Here is a 19384-nt window from a genome sequence, read left to right on the forward strand (position 1 = left end):
TACCAACATTAAACATAAAGGTTAAACCATTACTCCTATTGGAGTTTTATAATAAGCAGCCGCAAATAATTTCTTGAGAAAATTGTCGTCCCCACAACGGTAGTAAACAAGTAAATTAATTTAACGACTGCCTTTTACTATTTCATTTTAATTATTATAAATTCTGTTCTTCTATTTAACTGGTGATCAGCTTCAGAACATTTTACATTATTTGAACACTTATTAACCAATTGTGTTTCACCAAAACCTTCATATTTAGTAATTCTGGAAGCATCAATACCTTTTGATATAATATATTTATATGTAGATTTTGCCCTGTTATTTGACAATACTAAATTATAATCATCATCTGCTCTACTATCTGTATGTGACTCTAATCTAATTACCATTCCAGGATATTTATTCATTAGAGCTACTACCTTGTCTAATTCAATAGCTGCATCTGGTCTAATATTATATTTGTCCAAATCAAAATAGATAGTTTCCAAATCTGCTAATATAACAACATTTTCAATAGGTTTCATTGGAATATTTAAATCGACTATTATTTCTTTTTCTTTTTCTAACCCAAAAGAACTAAAGTTTTTTGAGACATCTTGGTATTTTTCCTTTGACCCCTTCAATACAAATTTTTCATCTCTTGGAATCAAATGCTCATAAGCTCCATCTTCTTTAGTAATAAAATAAGCTAATTCCTCACCATTTTCTCTAGTAAGTAAAACTTTGGCTCCTACAACAGGTTCGTTATTAACAGCATCAAAAATTTGTCCTTTTAATGTTAGTGGAGGTATTCTAGTAAAAGCATAAATATCATCACCACCTTCTCCACCTTTTCTATTAGAAGAAATAAAACCTTTAAAACCATCTTTTGAAAGGTAATATGCAAAATCATCTTTTTTACTATTAATTGGCTCTCCTAAATTTATAACATTTACAATGCTATTATTTTCACCTTTTACAGCTGCGAAAACATCCATTAAACCAAATCCTACATGTCCATCAGAAGAAAAATATAAGATATCTTCTGCATTATATATAAATGGAAATGCTTCATTTCCTTCAGTGTTAATTACATTACCTAAATTTACTGGTTTTCCTAAAGTTCCATCTTCAAGCACATCACTAACATAAATATCAGTTCCACCTATACCACCCGGCATGTCTGAAGCAAAATACAGTTTCTTTCCATCTTCACTTAATGATGGGTGATAAACAATATAATTCGGATTATTTAGATTTGAAGGCTTAATATTTTCCCATTTTCCATTAACTAAATCAGCACTATAAATTCCAACATGCATAATACCTTTTTCATCATTTATTTTCTTAGCTTCAAAATAATTATTTCTAGAAAAATACATTTTAGTTCCGTCACTATTAAAAGTTGCTGGACCATCATGATGAATGGTATTTACATTTCCTTCTAATTGTTTTGTAGCTTCTACTGAAGCTTCTTCTTTAGAAACTTTATAAAGATCTAATAAGGGTTGTTTGTCCCAAGCGTACAACCTTTTAACAGAAACTCCTTCATCTCTTGACGAACTAAATATTATTTCATTATTTAATTCAACTGCTCCAAATTCATTGAACTTAGTATTTATGTTTAACTTTTGTAAGGTGTTTTTTTCTGAAGCATTAAAAATAGCACTTGCCAAATCATCATTTTTAAAAAAGTCTTTAACCCTTAAATCTTGTTCATTTCCTGATTCTTTAAACTTTTTCATCCACTTTTTTGAAGCTTCATAATCTCCGTTTGCTCTCAAGGCTTGAGCATAATACAAATAATATTCCGAAGGAACATTTTCTTGTTTTACTACTTCTTTATAAATTGGCAATGCTTTTTCTGGCTGACGCAACATAATATATGCATCTCCTAATTTACGCATTGCATAAAATTTATTAAAACTTGTATCAATTAATTTTTCATAAGTATTTATTGCTTTTACAAATGAAAAGTCATTAAATTGTCTCTCAGCTCTTTTCTGTTTTGCTGTTTGACCAAATACCGATGTGCTTATTAAAACAAAAGCAACAAATAAAATTCCTATATTTTTCATAATTTTCATCATTAATTTGGTTAAAAATATCTTGGAGATTTTTGTTTTCTTTTCAAGTATCTAAATTCATACATTAACAAAATCTCGTGTGATCCAGATGTATAAGGTCTAATTTCTCCTGTAGGAATTTCATATGTATATCCAACTCTAAATTGATCAGAAACTTGAAAATCTACAAGTGCTCCTATAGCTTTTTGATCTCCATTGAATCTATAAGAACCTCCTAGCCAAAACTTTTCATTAAATAGGAAATTAGCTGTTAAATCTGTTGAAATTGGAGCTCCTTTTGTTTGTTTAATCATAAATGAGGGCTTTAATTTTAAATTATCATTTAAATCAAAAACATATCCTCCAATAAGATAATAATGAACTCTTTCCAAAGCAGCGTATTCTGAATCATTATTTAAATCGTGATTGATAAGTTTTGGTACTGATAAACCAGCATACCATTTATTTGAATGAAATAAAATACCCGCACCAAAGTTTGAATTCCACCTATTTAACTTTTCATTAAAATAAGGATCCTGATTTACTTCAGTCGCATTGTATAACTCCTCCGCTAATTTATAATAAGTCATTCCCCCTTTTAAACCAAAACTTACATTAACTTCATCACTTGCTTGTAAAGTATATGAAAAATCTGCATACACATAGGTAAAGTTTTCGTAACCTGATTTGTCGTTTATCAAAGATAACCCTAAACCTACTTTTTCATTCCTTAAAGGAGAATGAACAGATAAAGTTTGTGTTTGTGGTCCTCCATCAAATCCAGCCCATTGATTTCTATTTAATCCTACAATACTTAATGCATCTCTACTACCTGCATACGCAGGGTTAATAGCAATTGTATTGTACATATATTGAGTAAACTGTGGTAACTGTTGCGCATTAGAATATTCTAATCCTAAAACCATTATTACTATAACTATAATTATACGTTTCATAGATTTATTTTTTTAGTGAGTTCCTAAATATATATATCCAGTAATTGGCTCAAAACCACTACTTAATACATTTACAATATAATAATAGGTACCTGTTGGTAAATCAGTACTTGAACCAATTGTAGCACCACCAGTATTAGCATACCCTCTCCAATTATTTTGATAATTATTTGATTGATATATCATTTTACCCCAACGGTTAAATATTTGAACATCAAATGTAAATCCACATCCTTCTAATCCTAATATTTCAAACCGATCATTAAAACCATCATTATTAGGAGTTACAACTTTTGATATTTCCAAATCACTTGTTGAACAAGGCAATACAACACAATCATCATTTACATTTACATAAATCTTAATAACTCTACCACATTCTCCAGGCTCAGTATATGTAAATTGATAGGTTCCTAAATTTACTATTGAAGGATCAAATAAGTCTCCGTTCAATCCACCACTATTTAATTCATCAATCCAAGTTCCTCCAGTTTCAAAGTCTTCAACTAACAATGTTGTAAGGTCAATTGAAATATCTTCAATACATAAAGTAACTACGTCATTAGGATTGTCAATAACTTCAACTATAAGATTATCTTCTACTGTAACTGTTGTGGTTGCTGAACATCCGTTTTCTGAATCTGTTACCGTTACACTATAGTCTCCTGCTGTAGTTACTTCTAACGTAGCTCCGGTTCCTAATTCTTCCGATCCATCTGACCATGAATAACTTGCTTCTCCTTGTACTGTTGAACTACTTGCATCTAAGGTGATACTTGTTGTCGAACAGGTTAATGCTGAATTGCCTGTTATTGCTGCAACTACTGCTGTTACGTTTTCTAATACTGTAACTGTTGTGGTTGCTGAACATCCGTTTTCTGAATCTGTTACCGTTACACTATAGTCTCCTGACGTGGTTACTTCTAACGTAGCTCCGGTTCCTAATTCTTCCGATCCATCTGACCATGAATAACTTGCTTCTCCTTGTACTGTTGAACTACTTGCATCTAAGGTGATACTTGTTGTTGAACAGGTTAATGCTGCATTGCCTGTTATTGCTGCAACTACTGCTGTTACGTTTTCTAATACTGTAACTGTTGTGGTTGCTGAACATCCGTTTTCTGAATCTGTTACCGTTACACTATAGTCTCCTGACGTGGTTACTTCTAACGTAGCTCCGGTTCCTAATTCTTCCGATCCATCTGACCATGAATAACTTGCTTCACCTTGTACTGTTGAACTACTTGCATCTAAAGTGATACTTGTTGTTGAACAAGTTATTGCTTCATTGCCAGTTATTATAACCTCTGGCTCAGTATTATCTTGAGTAATTGTTATTGTTTTAACAGCTGAACATCCATTTGAAGATTTAGTTACTATCACATAGTAACTTCCCGGTTCATTTACAGTTATACTTGAAGTGGTTTCACCACCTTTCCAAAGGAACTTATCACCACCTGTACTATCACTTGCGTCCAAAACTATGCTAGTAACAGAACAACTTAATTCTGTTGCTTCTGCAGTTAAAACAGCTATTGGTTTTGTAACATCTTGTGTTACTTGTACACTATCACTTGCAGAACATACAATTTCACCGTTAATAGTTGATACAGTTAAAGTATAAATACCTGGTACGCCTACTTCTGGATTTAGAATTGAAGAAGTAAAACCTCCTGGTCCATTCCATAAGTAACTTAAACCAACTTCATCATCAATACTTGCACTACCATTTAATATAACTGTTTCATCTGTACAAGTAATTGTTTTATTTGAACCTGCGTTAACCATTGGAATGTCATTTATTGTTACCGTAAAACTACTCTCGTCAGATGGACAGTTATCTGTAGCCGCTACATAAACATATAACGTAACTGTTGCTTCGATTAAATCTCCTGCATTCTTTGCTTCTCCTGTTCCTCCTGTTCCCGTATAATACGAACCATTGGTTAATTCTGGCAATACATAACTGTCACATTCAGTAACATTTTCTAGAATATCTGCCTTAACACTATCTTCTATTGTTACCGTAAAACTACTCTCGTCAGATGGACAGTTATCTGTAGCCGCTACATAAACATATAACGTAACTGTTGCTTCGATTAAATCTCCTGCATTCTTTGCTTCTCCTGTTCCTCCTGTTCCCGTATAATATGAACCATTGGTTAATTCTGGCAATACATAACTGTCACATTCAGTAACATTTTCTAGAATATCTGCCTTAACACTATCTTCTATTGTTACCGTAATATCTACAGTACCTGTACAAGAACCATTAGTTAAGGTTACTTCTGCCCATAAATCGGTTATAGTATTTAAGTTAACCGCTGTTGCTGGTGAAAGTAGAATACCTCCATTATTTGGATCTCCATCATACCATGCTACTGTTCCTATTTCACCATCTAGCACATTTACATCTTTTTCTGTTAAATCTGTATCTGTTGATGTCCCATCGGAACATATAGTAAATGGAGAATCTACTGGCGTTGGTGTCGGATTTATAATTACTTGTGCCGTTGCTGTCTTAGGACATAAAACATTGTTTAAAACATTGTTTACAAAATAAGTATATGTTATCGTATATGTACCTGGAGCACTAGCACTAACATCGATTTGTCCAGTATTAGGATCAATAGTCAATCCAGAAGGTGTAGAGGAATATGTTCCCCCTGTAATATTTGTATTTGATTTAGTAACTTCAACAGTACCTTCATCATTACAAAATATTCCAGCATCACCAAACTCTACATCACCATACTTAATTAGGGTTTCACCAAAACTAATTGAAACCTGTTGAGGTCCAACAAAGTCATTTAATGCAGCGGTTTCTGCAGCAGAAGATTTGGTTTTTACCAACAAAGATTTAAAGCTTACACCACCATCACAAGGGTCAGTAATAGTATTATTCATAATTCCTGTAAGATTTACAGCACCTTCAACAAATTGTAATGGGTCATACGAATTACCCCCAAAGGCTGTATACCCTGTAGGTATAGTCACTAAAGCGCCATTTGATACGGAAACCGCATCACCTGCATGGCCTGTTAATGGCACATAATCATACCCTCCAAATCCATCAGGTTGCCACCAATAAACATAAGCGTTAGCCAGAGATCCTCCATTAACATATTGTACAGTAAGAAGTACATCACCAACCGTTCTTCCTCCATCTTGACCTGCTGTTGAAAAACCAAAATTAGAATCGGCTGTAACTGTTGCCTGGAAAAATTCAAAATCAATATAACTAGTACCGTTTGTTGTTAGTCTATCACCAAAAAATATTATCCATTCATCTCCAGCATCATCTTTGGCAATATGATAAGCCATATTATTTACATCGCCTTTCCCATTTGCTTTCCCAATTTTCCATCCCCAAGTTCCAGGATTATCATTAAACTTTCCACTAGCAAAAATATTATCATTTCCATCCCATGCATCTTGTTCTAGATGCGTAGTACTTGGTTCTATAGGACCTAAATTATTAAAAACAAATCCATATTGTGGATTACCACCATCTAACCAGTCTCCTCCAGGATCAGTCATTAAAGTTCCAGCTTTAAGGTCACCATCTATCTCAAAACCTCCAGTAGGCACTGTAATAGGAATGGTTGTTTGTGCGAATGAAATCAAATTTGAAAACAACAACACCAAAAAAGTCACTAAACGAGTTAAAGTATTTTTTTTCATAATTTTTTTATTTTAAATTCAAATACTGCATAAATTAATGCACAGTTACAACTTAAAAAGCTTTTTTGTCATAAAGACAATTTTACTAATAATAGGGGTCTAATTATCCAAACAATGTTTTAATATTGTTGTTTTTAAATCTGTGGGGGTGATAAATAAAAGAGTCTTGTGGGGAACATTTCTCAATTGTTTAACAAATATACTTCGTATTCGGAATATTTCAGAAAATTCAAACCTCTATTTTTAAAGAATTTAACAAATGGAAGCGTTTTCTGAATAAATGGTGATAAATATCATACAATTTTACTTATTTTTTTAATAATAACACTTAACAAAAGACATATCTTCCTTATTTTTAATTAATTAACTAAAAATATCAGATCAAAATTTCAATATTTTTTTCACAAAAAGCATCTATGTAAATAAAATATTTATTATTTATTTAGCTAACAGAATAAATAAAATATTCTATTTTTGCCATTCAACATTAAGCTAAAACTAATGAATAAATATGATGTAGCCGTTATTGGCTCTGGGCCTGGAGGATATGTTGCTGCAATACGATGTGCGCAATTAGGATTAAAAACTGCAATAATTGAAAAATACAATACTCTTGGTGGTACTTGTTTAAATGTTGGATGTATTCCTTCAAAAGCTTTGTTAGATTCTTCGCATCATTATTACGATGCTACAAAACATTTTGCAACGCACGGAATTGATGTAAAAGGATTAGAAGTGAATTTCAATAAAATGATTGCTCGTAAAAACGATGTAGTTTCACAAACTTCAGGTGGAATTAATTATTTAATGGAGAAAAACAAAATTGATATGTTTCAAGGACTTGGAAGTTTTGTTGATACTACACATATTAATATATTAAAAACCGATGGTACTTCAGAAAAAATTGAAGCCGCAAAAACTATTATTGCAACTGGATCAAAACCAGCTTCTTTACCGTTTATTAAATTAGACAAAAAAAGAGTAATTACTTCAACAGAGGCTTTAAGTTTAAACGAAATACCAAAACATCTTATTGTTATTGGTGGTGGAGTAATTGGTTTAGAACTTGGTTCTGTTTATAGCAGGTTAGGTTCTGAAGTTTCCGTTATTGAATATATGCCTAGTATTACTCCTGGAATGGATGCAATGCTTTCAAAAGAATTACAAAAATCATTAAAAAAACAAGGGATTAAATTCTTTACCAGCCACAAAGTTTCTTCAGTAGAAAATAAAGGAAATGAAGTTATTGTTACCGCTGATAATAAAAAAGGCAATCCTGTTGAATTTAAAGGAGATTACACATTAATTTCTGTTGGTAGAAAACCTTATACTGAAGGATTAGGGCTAGAAAATGTTGGAATTAAAGTTTCTGAACGTGGACAAATTGAAACAAATGAGCATTTACAAACTAATGTTTCTAATATTTATGCTATTGGAGATGTTGTAAAAGGTGCAATGTTAGCTCACAAAGCTGAAGAAGAAGGAACTATGGTAGCTGAATTAATTGCAGGACAAAAACCTCATATTGATTATAATTTAATTCCGGGAGTAGTTTATACCTGGCCGGAAGTTGCTGCGGTTGGTAAAACTGAAGAGCAATTAAAAGAAGCTGGCGTTAATTACAAAGTTGGATCATTTGCAATGCGTGCTTTAGGTAGAGCGAGAGCAAGTATGGATACCGACGGGCAAATAAAAGTATTAGCTGATGCTGTAACAGATGAAATTTTAGGTGTTCATATGATAGGAGCCAGAGCCGCTGATATGATTGCTGAAGCCGTTATTGCAATGGAATTTAGAGCTTCATCTGAAGATATTGCGCGCTCATCTCACGCCCACCCAACATATACTGAAGCTTTTAAAGAAGCTTGTTTGGCTGTAAATGACAGAGCTATTCATAGTTAAAAAACTAAACATCTTATTATATAAAAAAAGTCCTTTCTAATTGAAAGGACTTTTTTATTTTTGTCTTGATGCAACGAACTAAAAAAGCGATTCAGATTACTGATATTTCTGAATTTAAATCGAAACTTTTGATTTGGGCACAGCAATTTAAAATCGCTGTGTGGTTAGATAGTAACAACTATATACAAAAGCATTCAAATTTTGATGCTGTTTTGGCTGTTGACGCATTTTCTAAAATTGAAACAAATTATATAAATGCTTTCAATAAACTTAAAGCATATCAAACAGGTATAAACGATTATATTTTTGGCTATTTAGGTTATGATTTAAAAAATGATGTAGAACATTTAACCTCTAATAATTTAGATGAATTGAATTTTCCTGATTTGTTTTTCTTTCAACCTAAAAAAATATTTTTTATAAAAGGAACTATTGTAACAGTTAAATATATATCTCAATTTCAAAAAGAAATTGAAACTGATTTAGTTGACATTAACAACCCAAAACCCAATAAAAATAAGGTAAAAACTAAAAACAACATAAAAATAAAACTTAGAATTCACAAAGATGAATATTACAAAAAACTGAATTCAATATTAAACCATATTCATCGTGGAGATATTTACGAAGCCAGTTTTTGCCAGGAGTTTTATAGTGAAAATTCAGTTATAAATCCTTTAAAAATTTATACCCAATTAAACCAAATTTCCAAACCTCCTTTTGCCTCATTTTTAAAACTAAACGACAAATTTTTATTGTCCGCTTCACCTGAACGCTATTTAAAAAAAGAAGGAAATAGAGTTATTTCGCAACCCATAAAAGGAACCGAAAAAAGAGCCCTATCAAAAAAAGAAGATTTAAAATTAATTACTGAGTTAGAGAAAAACCCTAAAGAACGCGCTGAAAATATTATGATTGTTGATTTGGTTAGAAACGATTTATCTCGTTCAGCAATAAAAGGTTCTGTAAAAGTAGATGAACTTTGTAAAGTGTATACTTTTGAACAAGTACATCAATTAATTTCAACTATTTCTTGTAAAGTTAGCAACACTATACACCCGGTAGACATTATAAAAGACACCTTTCCAATGGGAAGTATGACCGGTGCTCCAAAAATTTCTGCAATGAAAATAATTGAAGATTTGGAAGCAACAAAGCGTGGCTTATATTCTGGAGCAGTTGGTTATTTTACACCAAAGGGAGACTTTGATTTTAATGTAATTATACGTAGTATTTTATACAATAAAACCAAAAAATATGTTTCTTATTCAGTTGGTGGAGCAATTACAGCAAAATCTGTTCCCGAAAAAGAATACGAAGAATGCTTGCTAAAAGCAAAAGCTATGAAACAAGTTTTATTAAACTCCATTTAATTATATTTACTAAATGAAAACAGCATTTCAAACGCATATAAATGAAAATTTAGCTTTTTTAAATGGTAAAAAACTATTAATTGCTATTTCAGGTGGTATAGACAGTGTAGTTTTAACCCATTTATTTAATTCATTAAATTTTTCAATATCATTAGCACATTGCAACTTTCAATTGCGCGGTAAAGACAGCATTAAAGATGAAGTTTATGTTATAGAATTAGGAGAAAAATTAAAAATTCCTACTTATACTATTAAGTTTGAAACTGAAAATTACGCTACTGAAAATGGAATTTCTACCCAGATGGCTGCACGTGAATTACGTTATAATTGGTTTCAAAAAATTATAAAAGAAAATCAATTAGATTATATAATTACAGCACATCATAAAGATGATATTATAGAAACCGTTTTAATAAATTTGGTTCGTGGAACAGGATTAGACGGACTTACAGGTATCCCTGAAATTAATGAAAACATTGTACGTCCTTTACTTTCTTTTTCCAGAAATGAAATTTTAGTGTATGCAACAAGAAATAAGTTGCATTGGCGTGAAGACCAAAGTAATTCTTCTATAAAATATGTACGAAATAAAATTAGGCATAAAGTAGTACCTTTTTTAAAAGAACTAAATCCAAATTTGCTTGACACTCTTAATAATACTCTCGAAAATTTAAAAGGAAGTCAGCAAATTGTAAAAGATCGAATTAGTAATATTAGAGAAAAAATAACCACTTTAGAAAATGATGAAATTCATTTTAATATTGAAGAATTAAAAAAGTTAAGCAATCCCAAAGTGTATTTATACGAACTTTTAAAAGGCTATAACTTTACCGAGTGGAATGATGTTGCAGATTTATTGGATGCACAAAGTGGAAAACAAATTTTTAGCGAAACACATAGGTTACTAAAAGATAGAGAGGTTTTAATTGTTTCTGAAATTTTGGCTGCTAAAAAGTCAGTTTTATATGAAATCCCAGAAAACACTTCAAAAATAAATGTTCCTATAAAATTAAAATTTAAAAGTATTGATATCCCTTTTGACACAAAAAATCATCAAAATAAAGTTTTTGGTGAAATTATTTTTGATAATCCCCAAATAATTTCTATCGATTATAATAAAATTCAATTTCCTTTAACAATTAGAAAATGGCAAAAAGGTGATTATTTTTTCCCTATTGGTTTAAATGGTAAAAAGAAATTAAGTAAGTTTTTTAAAGATGAAAAAATGTCTTTACTTGAAAAAGAAAGCGCTTGGCTTTTATGCTCTAATAACGAGATAATTTGGGTAATTGGAAAACGATTAGATGAACGTTTTAAGGTAACTAAAAACACTTCTAAACTTCTAAAAATAAAATGTTAATTTGGATTATTATTTTTAATTGAGTAACTTAATTGGTTGATTTTCAAATTTAATTCTATGTTTTTAAAGAAACCTTTTTTAATAATTGCAGTTTTATTTTTTTCAATTGGCACAAGCTTTTCTCAAGAAATAAATATTGATTTTGAAAATCCTTTTCTTCCTAAAAGCATTTATTCACTTAATATTTCAACAGAAACCAGTAGTCCTTTTAACATTAATAATAAATTAAATTTGAAGCAATATAAATTTGTTGTTTTAAATACTAAAAACCTTGAAGAAGGCTATTTTACAATTCCAATTGAAAATATGGGAAAAATTCCCAGTAAATATATTTTTGATACGTATCAAAAAATCTACAATAATATGAAACTTAAAAGTAGTTTTTTTAATGTTTCTGATTTATACAGAGTACCTTTTAGAAATAAGAATTAGTACTTTCACAAAAAAAACGATTTCGTTAAATTAATGAAGCAAAATCATTATTTTTAACGAAGCTTTTGTAATTTTCGCCTTTATAACTAAAAAAATATGCATAAACAACCCAAACTAACGAGGTTTAACGAAAACGTGTTATCTAAATATCAAATTTACAATAGTATATTTATGACACTCCCTTTTGATACTATTACTAAAACAGGCGTATTATTACCCCTGTTTCATGATATATGTAAAAGTGGTTTTTCAGATAAGAAAAATCCAACAGAAATAGTTGAAAATTTCTTTAAAACCTATCAGCAAAACCCTTCGGAAGATGAAAAAATAAATTTACTTTTTAAATTTATTCAATACATAGAACGTCAGGTTGTATTGTTTGATGCTATTGAAGATGCTGCATTTCCAATTGTAAATAATATGGATGGAGTTGGTACTTTAAGAAATAGTAAAGAAACCGCTACATTAGAAAATAAAACTGAAGCATTAAAAAAACACCTTGAAGATTTTAAAGTGCGTGTAGTATTAACTGCACACCCAACACAATTTTATCCAGGAACAGTTTTAGGTATTATTACCGATTTAACTGAAGCTATTGAAAACAATGATTTATTAGAAATAAACCAGTTGTTAGCTCAATTGGGTAAAACACCATTTTTTAAACACGAAAAACCATCGCCTTACGATGAAGCCGTTAATTTAATATGGTACTTAGAAAACGTATTTTACCATTCTGTTTCTGCTGTTTACGATTATATAAAAAGCAATATTTTTGATAATGAACCTATTAATAACGAGATAATTAACTTAGGTTTTTGGCCCGGAGGAGATAGAGATGGAAATCCGTTTGTAACAACAGAAATAACATTAAATGTTGCAAAACGTTTAAAACAAACCATTTTAAAAAATTATTATAGAGACATTCGAATTTTAAAAAGGCGTTTAACTTTTAATGGTGTTGAACAAGTAATTTCAGAACTGGAAACACTTTTATTTGAAAATAGTGTAAACCCAGAAATTAACACTATGCTTCCTTTAGGCGAATTTATTGATAAATTAAATCAAATTAAAGAAACATTAATTTCAAAGCATCAATCATTATTTTTAGATGAAATAAACGATTTTATTAATAAAGTTTCCTTATTTGGTTATCACTTTGCAACCTTAGATATAAGACAAGACAGTAGAGTACACCACAATGTATTTTCTGAAATTGTAACAACCTTACAAAAAAATGGCAATAAATTATTTCCAGAAAATTATTTAGAACTTTCAGAAAATAAACAAATAGAAATTCTTTCATCAGTTTCAGACACAGTTGATATTTCAATTTTTGAAGATGAAATGGTTTCCAAAACTTTAAGTTCAATTTATGCAGTTAAAAAAATTCAACAAAATAATGGTGAAAAAGGTGCAAATAGGTACATTATAAGCAATAATCAAACGGCCGTAAATGTAATGGAAACTTTTGCAATGTTTAATTTATGTGGTTTTAAACATAATATTACCGCTGATATAATTCCATTATTTGAAACTGTAGATGATTTAACAAATGCTGCAAGTGTAATGAAAAAACTATACACAAATGAAGCTTATAGAAATCATTTAAATAGCAGAAATAATAAACAAACTATCATGCTTGGGTTTTCTGACGGAACAAAAGATGGAGGTTATTTAATGGCAAATTGGTCAATATTTAGAGCTAAAGAAAACTTAACAAAAATATCTAGAGAATTTGGAATTAAAGTTATCTTTTTTGATGGCCGTGGTGGTCCGCCAGCACGTGGTGGAGGAAAAACACATAAATTTTATGCCTCATTAGGTCCAACAATTGAAGATGAAGAAATACAATTAACGGTACAAGGGCAAACAATAAGTTCAAATTTTGGAACATTAGACTCTTCACAGTATAATATTGAACAATTATTAAGTTCAGGTATTTCAAATGAATTGTTTAGTAATGCTAACAATATCATGACAAAAAGTGATACTGAAATTATGAACGATTTAGCTTTAACTAGTTATAAAGCCTACGTTGATTTTAAAAATCACCCAAAATTTATGCCTTATTTGGAAAGAATGAGCACCCTAAAATATTATGCAAAAACCAATATTGGTAGTCGTCCTTCAAAACGATCACAATCTAAAGAATTAAATTTTGCTGATTTACGTGCTATTCCTTTCGTTGGCTCTTGGAGCCAGTTAAAACAAAATGTTCCTGGTTTTTATGGTGTTGGTACTGCTTTAAAAAAATACGAAGATTGTGGAGATTTTGAAAAGATAAAACATTTTTATAATAACTCTGATTTCTTTAAAGCTCTAATTGGAAATAGTATGATGGCACTTTCAAAATCTTTCTTTGAATTAACAGAATACATGTCTGAAGATCCAGAATTTGGTGAATTTTGGAACATTATTCACAATGAATATTTAACCACCAAAAGATTGATTTTAAAACTTTCAGATTATGAAAAATTAATGCAAAATAATCCGGTTGGCAAAGCTTCAATTGATATAAGGGAAAACATAGTATTACCTTTACTTACTATTCAACAATATGCGTTGCGTAAAATTCAGGAATTACAAAAAGACGAAGAGGTAAATCAAGAAGAAATAAAAGTTTATGAAAAAATGGTTACTCGATCTTTATTTGGAAATATTAACGCCAGTAGAAATTCAGCTTAATAATTATGAATTCAGTTCAATTAAATGAAAATGAATATGCGCCCTTTTACAGCAGTTATATAGAAAGCTTGGGAGAAGTAAATCTTTTTGATGTTTTAAACACCTCATTAAAAGACTTAGTTAGTACTTTAGAAAATTTACCTGAAGAAAAATTAATATATAGTTATGCTGAAGGTAAATGGACCATTAAAGAATTGGTACAACATATTATAGATGCTGAGCGGGTTTTAAGTTATAGAGCTTTACGTTTTTCCAGAAATGACGCTACCAATTTACCGGGTTTTGATGAAGATTGGTACGTAAATAATTCTAATGGTAATACGCGTAATTTTAAAGATTTACTAAAAGAATTTATCAATATTAGAAATGCAAGCATTTCATTATTTAATAGTTTTACACCAGAAATGATGTTTCTAACTGGTTCGGCAAATAATAGTGATATGACAGTTAGAGCTCTTGGATTTATTATTGCTGGACATCAAATGCATCATTTAAAAATTATAAAAGAAAAATATCTTTAATCTCCACTATCTAAAAAAAATATTTCGTTAACAGACTTATTAAAAATTTCAGATATTTTTAAAGCTAAAACCGTTGAAGGAACATATTTATTTAACTCCATTGCATTAACAGTTTGTCTGCTTACACCAATCATTTCTGCCAATTTTGCCTGGGTAATGTTATGCATGGCGCGTTCAACTTTTATACTATTCTTCATTGCTTATACTTCTTTTAAATTTGTACAAAACGTAATGAAAACGTACCATAAAAAATAATAATATGGTAAACATATTGTAAATTAAAACATTAAAAAAACTTAAGTCAAATACAAAAAGTATTGCTATTACTAATACAATGTAATTTACATACGTTGCCCAAATTAAGGAGTCCATTCTAATTTTTGAAATGTACTCATCCTCGTCTTTTGTTTTTGAAAAAGAGACCAGAATTCCTCCAATAATTATTAAAATTGAAGCTAGTTCATCTGCAATATTATTGGAATTCCATTCAAAAGCCGGGTTAGAAAAAATGTCATTCTCACTAATTAATGGAAAAACATTTACTTCCCAATTTGGATATTCAATATCATTTAACAATAAAATAGTTCCTAAAACCATTCCTGCAAAAAATATCAACCAGCCTAAAGACTTATACTTGTGCGAAAATAAAAATTTAGATTTCATAATTTAATAAATTTACATATCAAATGTAAAGTATTTTTTACTTTTAGACAAATATTTTTTACTATTTAGTTTCGTAACATTTAAAATATTATATTTGACGCAACTAAAAAACCTCTTTTTCTAATGCGAATTTTCAAAAAAATAGCATTCTTCATTGCCATTTTACTAGCAATAGTAATTATTGGCGGTTGGGTGTATTATAATAGCCTAAAACCAAATTATGAAGGCTCAATTAATTTAAGTTCTATTGAAAATAAAACTGAAGTTTATTTTGATGATTTTGGAATTCCACATATTTATGCTGAAAATCAAAAAGACGCTGTAACTACTTTAGGCTATGTTCACGCACAGGAAAGACTTTGGCAAATGGAATTAATGAGAAGAATTGCACCAGGAAGACTCTCAGAGATTTTTGGAAAAGATATGCTAAAAAACGACAAATTTTTTGTGAGTTTAGGTATAGAGGAAGCCTCGGAAAAATCAATTGAAAAATTAGATAAAAACGGAGACGTTTATAAAATGGCGACTGCATATTTAAATGGTGTAAATCAATTTATTGAAAGCGGAGCTACCCCTATTGAATTTACTTTAATCGGAATTGAAAAAGAACAATATCAACTTAAAGATATTTATAATATTTTAGGCTATATGTCCTTTAGTTTTGCAATGGCGCATAAAACCGATCCACTTTTAACCTCCATTAAAGAAAAATTAGGGAATGACTATTTAAAAGAATTAAACATTAACATAGATCCAAATACCACGCTTATAAAAAATTCAAAACCAGAAATTGAAAGTTTTGAAAATTTAGTTTCCAATGTTCAAGAAATTATGGATAATTCACCCATACCTCCCTTTGTTGGCAGCAATAGTTGGGTGATTTCTGCAAATAAAACAACTACCGGAAAAGTGCTTTTTGCAAATGATCCGCATATTGGTTATTCTCAGCCATCTGTTTGGTTTGAAGCACATATTTCTACACCAGATTACGAAATGTATGGCTATCATATGGCAGGTGTGCCATTTCCATTATTGGGACATAATAGGAATTACGCTTGGGGATTAACTATGTTTGAAAATGATGATATTGATTTTTATAAAGAAGAAAATCATCCAGAAGATAATACCAAGTATAAAACACCTAATGGATTTGAAGCATATAAAACCGTAACAAAAACCATTAAAGTAAAAGACGAAGATACCGTAACAATTAATGTTAGAAACACACGTCATGGCCCAATAATGAACGATGTTGTTGAAGAAATTTCACAAACCAGTCCAATTGCTATGTCATGGGTTTACACACAATTTGACGGACAAGTTTTAGATGCTTTACATACCATTTCAAGAGCAACTAAAATGTCTGATGTTAAAAAAGGTGCAAGTATGATTCACGCTCCCGGATTAAATATTATGTACGGAGATGCTATAGGAAATGTAGCTTGGTGGGCTTCAGGAAAATTATACAAACACAAACCTCAGGTAAACACAAAGTTTATATTAAACGGCGCTTCTGGCGAAGACGATCCCATTGAATATTTAGATTTTAATCAAAATCCAATGGCTGAAAAACCTAAATGGGATTATGTGTATTCGGCAAATAATCAGCCAGATACTATTGCAAATATTTTATATCCTGGTTATTATTTACCTGAAGATAGAGCAAAAAGAATTGTTGATTTAATTGAACCAAAAAACAATTGGGATAAGGAAGCTATAGCTAAAATGATTAATGATGTTACTTCTTCAACATCACCAATTATTGTAAAAGATATACTTGCTAACATTGCAACTAATTCTTTTACAAAAAATGAACAAGAAGCATTTGAAATTTTAAAAAAATGGGATGGCTCCAATACACAAAAAATGATTGCTCCAACAATTTATAATAAACTAATTTATTTATACTTAAAAAACACTTTTGAAGATGAGTTAGGTGAGAAACTTTTTAATCAACTACTAAACACACATTTAATGAAACGTGTAATTGCAGACCATTTAAAAAAGACAAATTCTATATGGTGGGACAATTTAAATACTTCAAATTTAAAAGAAACTAAAACAGCTATTCTATCAAAATCTTATAAAGAAGCAATTACAGCATTAGAAAATCAACTTGGAAGTGAAATAAATACTTGGAATTGGGGAAAAGTTCATACCTTAGAGCATGCGCATCCTCTTGGTACTGTTGCAGCATTAAAAGAATATTTTAATGTTGGTCCATTTTCAATGAAAGGTGCAAGGGAAGTTATTGATAATAGAGGTTATTTGTATGATAATTCTGGATTGTATAAAATAACCGCAGGCCCTTCAACAAGAAGAATCATAGATTTTTCGGATATTGAAAATAGTATTAGTATCTTGCCAACTGGTCAATCCGGAAACCCTTTTAGTGTTCATTATAAAGACCAATCTGAAATGTACAATAATGGAGAATTCAGAAAAATGAAATTAAATAAAGAGGAAATTATCAATAGTTCAACAAAATTAATTATTCTACCAAAAAATGAATAAAAGAATAACTATAAAACAAATAGCTCAAGCATTACATGTTTCTATTTCAACAGTTTCAAAAGCTTTAAATGATAGTTATGAAATAAGTGAAGAAACCAAGAAAAAAATTCAAGAATATGCAAAATTACACAAGTATAAACCAAATACACTTGCGCTTAGTTTACAAAATAAAAAAACAAAGACTATTGGTATAATTATTCCAAATATTCTTACTTATTATTTTGCTAGGGTGCTTCGTGGTATAGAAAAGGTGGCTACTGAAAAAGGGTACAATATAATTACCTGTATAACTAACGAAAGCTACAAAAAAGAGGTAAACACAATGGAAATGTTATCAAATGGAACCATTGATGGTTTTATTGCTTGCATATCCGTTGAAACTTTAAAACTAAAAAACTTTGAACATTTTCATGATATTTTGAATGAAGGAACTCCAATTGTTTTATACGATCGGGTTCATAAAGACATTAATTGTGATAAAGTAGTAACTGATAACGTAAAAAGTGCCTATAAAGCAACTCGTTTTTTAATGAAATCAGATTGTAAAAACATTGCTATTATTTCAACTTCAGAAGGATTAAACATTAATAAATTCAGAATAAAAGGATACTTAAAAGCACTTACAAAATACGGAGTTACTCCTAATGAAAATCTTATTATCAGGCTAGAAGATGAAACAAACTTGAAAGAACGTATTAATGAAATGCTAGATAATAATGAGGTAGATGGTATTTTTTCTGTTGATGAAGTTTCTGGAGCAATAGCTACACAAGTTTTAAATAAAAGAGGTATTAAAATTCCTCAGGAAATTTCAATTATTGGTTTTACAAATGGTATATTATCTCGTTATGGTTCACCACCATTAACAAGTGTAAATCGTTTTGCACACACAACAGGTGAAGTTGCTGCAACTAGATTAATAGATAAACTCGAAAATAAAATTGAATTTGACGATATTAAAACCGAAATAATTAGAACACAATTGGTTGAACGTGAATCAACAAAAAAACTCTTTATAAAGTTTTAAATTATAAAACAGCAATGAATACTAAAAAAAGATCTTTAATTTTATTGCTGCTAACTTGTTTAATAGTTATTCTTTACTTTTTTAAAGATTGTTTACGGCAACAAGAAACAAACTTAATTAACTACCCCAAAACCTCAACTTTAAAAATTAACGATAGCTTAGTAAAATCAAAAAAACTAAACCTGCACCTGCTACTATTTTATACGGAATTGATATTTCTAA

The 19384-nt window shown here is 30.0% G+C and carries 13 protein-coding genes; 8 read left to right on the forward strand and 5 right to left on the reverse strand.

Going from position 1 to position 19384, the window contains the following annotated elements; genetic code table 11:
* Positions 1 to 137: 137 nt before the first annotated feature.
* Genes BX611_RS11375 through BX611_RS11385 form a run of 3 tightly spaced genes read right to left on the reverse strand, consistent with a single transcriptional unit; the run spans position 138 to position 6685 of the window.
* On the reverse strand, positions 138 to 2057 hold the full coding sequence (locus BX611_RS11375) for an OmpA family protein (RefSeq protein ID WP_115881940.1): 1920 nt from the start codon (positions 2055 to 2057) through the stop codon (positions 138 to 140).
* Between the two features lie 20 nt (positions 2058 to 2077).
* Complete coding sequence (locus BX611_RS11380; RefSeq protein WP_115881310.1) at positions 2078 to 3001, reverse strand: PorP/SprF family type IX secretion system membrane protein; 924 nt, start codon at positions 2999 to 3001, stop codon at positions 2078 to 2080.
* A gap of 12 nt (positions 3002 to 3013) precedes the next feature.
* Complete coding sequence (locus BX611_RS11385; RefSeq protein WP_115881312.1) at positions 3014 to 6685, reverse strand: gliding motility-associated C-terminal domain-containing protein; 3672 nt, start codon at positions 6683 to 6685, stop codon at positions 3014 to 3016.
* Between the two features lie 501 nt (positions 6686 to 7186).
* Here BX611_RS11385 and lpdA point away from each other — a divergent pair.
* The 6 genes from lpdA (at position 7187) to BX611_RS11415 (ending at position 14958) form a co-directional block, all read left to right on the forward strand.
* Positions 7187 to 8587 (forward strand): dihydrolipoyl dehydrogenase, encoded by a 1401-nt coding sequence (gene lpdA / locus BX611_RS11390; RefSeq protein ID WP_115881314.1) that lies wholly within the window; start codon positions 7187 to 7189, stop codon positions 8585 to 8587.
* Positions 8588 to 8655: 68 nt separating this feature from the next.
* Positions 8656 to 9960 (forward strand): anthranilate synthase component I family protein, encoded by a 1305-nt coding sequence (locus tag BX611_RS11395; RefSeq protein ID WP_115881316.1) that lies wholly within the window; start codon positions 8656 to 8658, stop codon positions 9958 to 9960.
* Between the two features lie 13 nt (positions 9961 to 9973).
* Positions 9974 to 11320, forward strand: a complete 1347-nt coding sequence (tilS, locus tag BX611_RS11400; RefSeq protein ID WP_115881318.1) for a tRNA lysidine(34) synthetase TilS — start codon at positions 9974 to 9976, stop codon at positions 11318 to 11320.
* Positions 11321 to 11377: 57 nt separating this feature from the next.
* The gene (locus BX611_RS11405) at positions 11378 to 11752 is read left to right on the forward strand and encodes a hypothetical protein (protein ID WP_115881320.1); all 375 of its coding nucleotides are present in this window, start codon (positions 11378 to 11380) and stop codon (positions 11750 to 11752) included.
* Between the two features lie 96 nt (positions 11753 to 11848).
* Positions 11849 to 14437 (forward strand): phosphoenolpyruvate carboxylase, encoded by a 2589-nt coding sequence (locus BX611_RS11410; RefSeq protein ID WP_115881322.1) that lies wholly within the window; start codon positions 11849 to 11851, stop codon positions 14435 to 14437.
* 5 nt (positions 14438 to 14442) lie between these two features.
* On the forward strand, positions 14443 to 14958 hold the full coding sequence (locus BX611_RS11415; protein WP_115881324.1) for a DinB family protein: 516 nt from the start codon (positions 14443 to 14445) through the stop codon (positions 14956 to 14958).
* Here the strand turns inward: BX611_RS11415 and BX611_RS11420 are convergent.
* A complete protein-coding gene (locus tag BX611_RS11420) occupies positions 14955 to 15155 on the reverse strand; it encodes a helix-turn-helix transcriptional regulator (RefSeq protein ID WP_115881326.1) in 201 nt (66 codons plus the stop codon). The two genes, BX611_RS11415 and BX611_RS11420, sit on opposite strands and share 4 nt — an antisense overlap.
* Positions 15145 to 15621, reverse strand: a complete 477-nt coding sequence (locus tag BX611_RS11425; RefSeq protein ID WP_115881328.1) for a hypothetical protein — start codon at positions 15619 to 15621, stop codon at positions 15145 to 15147. The genes BX611_RS11420 and BX611_RS11425 overlap by 11 nt, the downstream gene beginning before the upstream one ends.
* Before the next feature lie 123 nt (positions 15622 to 15744).
* Here BX611_RS11425 and BX611_RS11430 point away from each other — a divergent pair, with 123 nt between their 5' ends.
* Positions 15745 to 18135, forward strand: coding sequence for a penicillin acylase family protein (locus BX611_RS11430; protein WP_115881330.1), 2391 nt, complete (start codon positions 15745 to 15747; stop codon positions 18133 to 18135).
* Positions 18128 to 19162, forward strand: coding sequence for a LacI family DNA-binding transcriptional regulator (locus tag BX611_RS11435; protein ID WP_115881332.1), 1035 nt, complete (start codon positions 18128 to 18130; stop codon positions 19160 to 19162). The genes BX611_RS11430 and BX611_RS11435 overlap by 8 nt, the downstream gene beginning before the upstream one ends.
* Positions 19163 to 19384 lie beyond the last annotated feature (222 nt).

The sequence above is a fragment of the Lutibacter oceani genome (assembly GCF_003384935.1).
Taxonomy (GTDB): Bacteria; Bacteroidota; Bacteroidia; order Flavobacteriales; family Flavobacteriaceae; genus Lutibacter; species Lutibacter oceani.